The sequence below is a fragment of the Kocuria marina genome, from assembly GCF_000786655.1.
In the GTDB taxonomy this organism is placed as follows: domain Bacteria; phylum Actinomycetota; class Actinomycetes; order Actinomycetales; family Micrococcaceae; genus Kocuria; species Kocuria marina_A.
Genome location: NZ_JROM01000029.1, coordinates 1 through 3,067, shown reverse-complemented (window position 1 = coordinate 3,067; position 3,067 = coordinate 1). Strand labels below are relative to the sequence as shown.

Below are 3,067 nucleotides of genomic sequence, written 5' to 3'. Positions count from 1 at the left end.
GGGCGTATCACGACGCCCGGGGTGAGGGCTGGGCGGTCAACCACAAGAAGATCCAACGCCTCTGGCGAGCCGAAGGCCTCCGCGTCCCGCAGCGGCGACGCCGCAAGCGTGTCGGATCCTCGACCGTCGACGCCCCGGCGGCAGTCGCACCGAACCTCGTATGGGCGGTGGACTTCCAGTTCGACGCCGACGAGCGGGGCTGCCCGATCAAGATCTGCTCCATCGTCGACGAGCACACCCGCGAATGCATCGGCGGGCTCGTCGAGCGGTCGATCACCGCCGACCGGCTCACCGCCCACCTCGAAGAGCTCGTCGCCGTCCGCGGTGCACCGGGTGTGCTCCGCAGCGACAACGGGCCCGAGTTCATCAGCGACGCGATGGCCGACTGGGCCGGCACCCGCACCGGCCTGTTCTACATTCCGCCCGGCTCGCCCTGGCACAACGGATACGTCGAATCGTTCAACAGCCGCCTCCGCGACGAGTGCCTCAACATCAACAGCTTCTACTCACTGCTGCACGCCCAGGTCGTGATCGGCGACTGGAAGACCGAGTACAACCATCAGCGTCGGCACTCATCGCTCGGCTACCTACCCCCGGCCGAGTACGCTCGGCAGTGCACCCATCAAATCGAAACCGACGACTCACAGAGCGACCGGACCGAATGAAGGGGGCGGCCCACGTGTGCTCGGCTCGGAACTCGGCGTTGTCGGCATCGATCAGCGCAAGGCTCTCTTCATCAGTTCCTAGGGCTGGCTCACCGAGAAGGGCACGCCCACACGCGCGACATGGTTCGCCCGCTGCATAGGCTTCGTACGTCAGCTGGGGGTCGTTGCCTGCCCATTCCCTCCGCTTTGCCTCCTCTGCTTGGGCCCAGGATTCCGAGAGCAGTGCCCTGCTGCGCGGTGTGTGCAGGGTGCGGGGGAGCGCTGGCGAGCTCACGTCGGGGAACTGTTGTGAATCGGGCATGGCAATGCTCTCCTTTGAGGTCTGGTGCAGTTGCAGCGGAGTCGCGCGTGACCCGCCTGAACGCAACTAGAAGCGATAACTTCCTGGAAGTCATCACTAACAGACATGAGGCTGGTTCTGTGACAGATCCTCTGAAGAAGGTGCTCGGAGCGCAGGTACGCGATCTGCGTCTTGCGCGCCATCTGTCGCAGGAAGGTCTTGCCGAGGAGCTCGGTGTCTCGACTCGGTACCTCGCCGGCATCGAGCGCGGGGAGCGCAACCTCACCCTGGATTCCGTCGATGCCTTGGCGGAGCAACTCGGCGTCGAGGCGCGTTCACTGATCGGTCGTCGGTGATGCTCGCCGCGTGAGCTGGTCCTGCAAGGCGAGCGGGATGGGCATCGTGGATGCCTGACCGGGCGGGCAAGACTTCGCGCGAGCTGAGACAATGTCAGTGGTGCCGTCTACCTTCAGTGTTGGTTGGGCGGCATCACTAGTACCAGTGTCGTCGCCCCCCGCGGCTTGGTAGGTCGTCTAGTCGCCAGTGAAGGATCCCCGTGCCACACAGCTCCATCAACCACGCGCGAATCGCGGCGCTCATCTGGAATGTCGCTGACGATGTCCTCCGCGACCTCTATGTCCGGGGCAAATACCGGGACGTGATCCTTCCCTTTACGGTCCTGCGTCGCCTGGACAGCGTCCTTGGCCCGACGCGCGATGCAGTGATGGCGATGAAGAAGATGTTGGATGAGGCGGGCGTCGCTGATCAGGATGCACCGCTGCGTGATGCGGCCAAGCAGGACTTCTACAACACGTCTGGTTTCTCGCTGCAGGACATGCGCCACGTGTCGAACTCGACGCGCCTGCGGCAGAACTTCGAGGCTTACTTGGACGGTTTCTCGCCCAACGTGCAGGAGATCATCGACAACTTCGAATTCCGTAACCAGCTACCTCGGCTTACGAAGGCTGACGCGCTCGGTGCATTGATCGAGAAGTTCCTCGCGCCAGACCTCGATCTCTCCCCAGCGGGGATGGATAACCGGCCCTTCACAGATGAGCATGGGTAGGGGTCTTGCGCCACGGCCGGTGTCCGCCGGCGGCGAGCAGGGCGCGTAGGCGGTAGTTGTCGAAGTTCCGGAAGCCGCGGGCGACCCGGCGCATCGTCTCGATCACCCCGTTCACGGCCTCGGTGGGCCCGTTCGAGGCCCCGGCGGTGTCGAAGTAGGCCAGGATCGCGGCCTTCCACCGGCGCAGGGTCCGCCCGAGCCGGGCGATCTCCGGGATCGGGCAGGACGGGAAGGCGGCAAGGATCTCGGCGACCAGCCGGCGGCCGGTCTCGGGGCGGGCGTGGTAGATCGCACGCAGCTTCTGATAGCAATGCCAGGCCAGGGTCACCTCGTGATGCGGGTCCCCGGCCTCGAGCTTCGCGTTGAGCCGGGTGACCTGCCTCTCGGTCAGGTGCTCGGCGCCGATCTGCAGGGTGCGGCGGATCCCGTACAACGGGTCCCCGGCCCGGCCCCGGTGGCCCAGAGTGTCCTGCTGCACCCGACGACGCACCTCGTCCACGACCTGCCCACCGAGTTTCACCACGTGGAAGGCGTCCAGGACGGTGATCGCCTCAGGGAGTTCGTCGCGGATGGCGTTGGCGTAGCCGTGGAACGGATCCAGCGTCGCCGTGCGGATCCCGCTCGTGAACGCCGGCCCCTGCTCGGTGAGCCAGTCGCCGTAGGCCGCCCCCGTGCGCCCCTTGACCAGGTCCAGCAGTCGCGCCCGGGGCCGGCCGTCCTCGCCGCGGGAGTGGTCCACGATCCCGGTGACCAGCCCGGTGCCGGGTGGACCCACGTGGCGCCACACGTGCTCGTCCACGCCCAGGGCGTCCACCCCGGCCAGCCGATCCTCCGCGGCCAGCTGGGCCTCGATGACCGGGGCCATGGCGTGCCAGACGGTGTTCCAGGCGACCCCGAGCATGTCCGCCAGGGCCGAGACCGCGATGTCGTGGCAGCGCAGCTGGCCCACCGCCCAGGCGATCGCGCGGGTGGTGAGCTTGGCCCGCGGTGCCGCCAGCTCGTGGACCTCGCTGAACGTCACGACCTCGCAGGCGTCCTCCCGGCACCTGAAGATCC

General features: G+C 66.7%; 3 protein-coding genes and 1 pseudogene. 3 read left to right on the top strand and 1 reads right to left on the bottom strand.

The features are described 5' to 3' along the window. The 3 genes and pseudogenes from AS25_RS08345 to AS25_RS08335 all read left to right on the top strand — a co-directional run. Positions 1-665, top strand: a pseudogene (locus tag AS25_RS08345) (IS3-like element ISPfr10 family transposase); the annotation flags it as partial. A 348-nt stretch (positions 666-1,013) separates the two neighbouring features. Next, positions 1,014-1,301, top strand: coding sequence for a helix-turn-helix domain-containing protein (locus AS25_RS08340; RefSeq protein WP_253270524.1), 288 nt, complete (start codon positions 1,014-1,016; stop codon positions 1,299-1,301). 200 nt (positions 1,302-1,501) lie between these two features. Next, the gene (locus AS25_RS08335; RefSeq protein ID WP_035964250.1) at positions 1,502-2,011 is read left to right on the top strand and encodes a type I restriction-modification system subunit M N-terminal domain-containing protein; all 510 of its coding nucleotides are present in this window, start codon (positions 1,502-1,504) and stop codon (positions 2,009-2,011) included. Here AS25_RS08335 and AS25_RS08330 read toward each other — a convergent pair. Continuing rightward, positions 1,992-3,067, bottom strand: a 1,076-nt coding sequence (locus AS25_RS08330; protein ID WP_035964248.1) for an ISL3 family transposase, incomplete at its 5' end; no start/stop codon positions are given. The two genes, AS25_RS08335 and AS25_RS08330, sit on opposite strands and share 20 nt — an antisense overlap.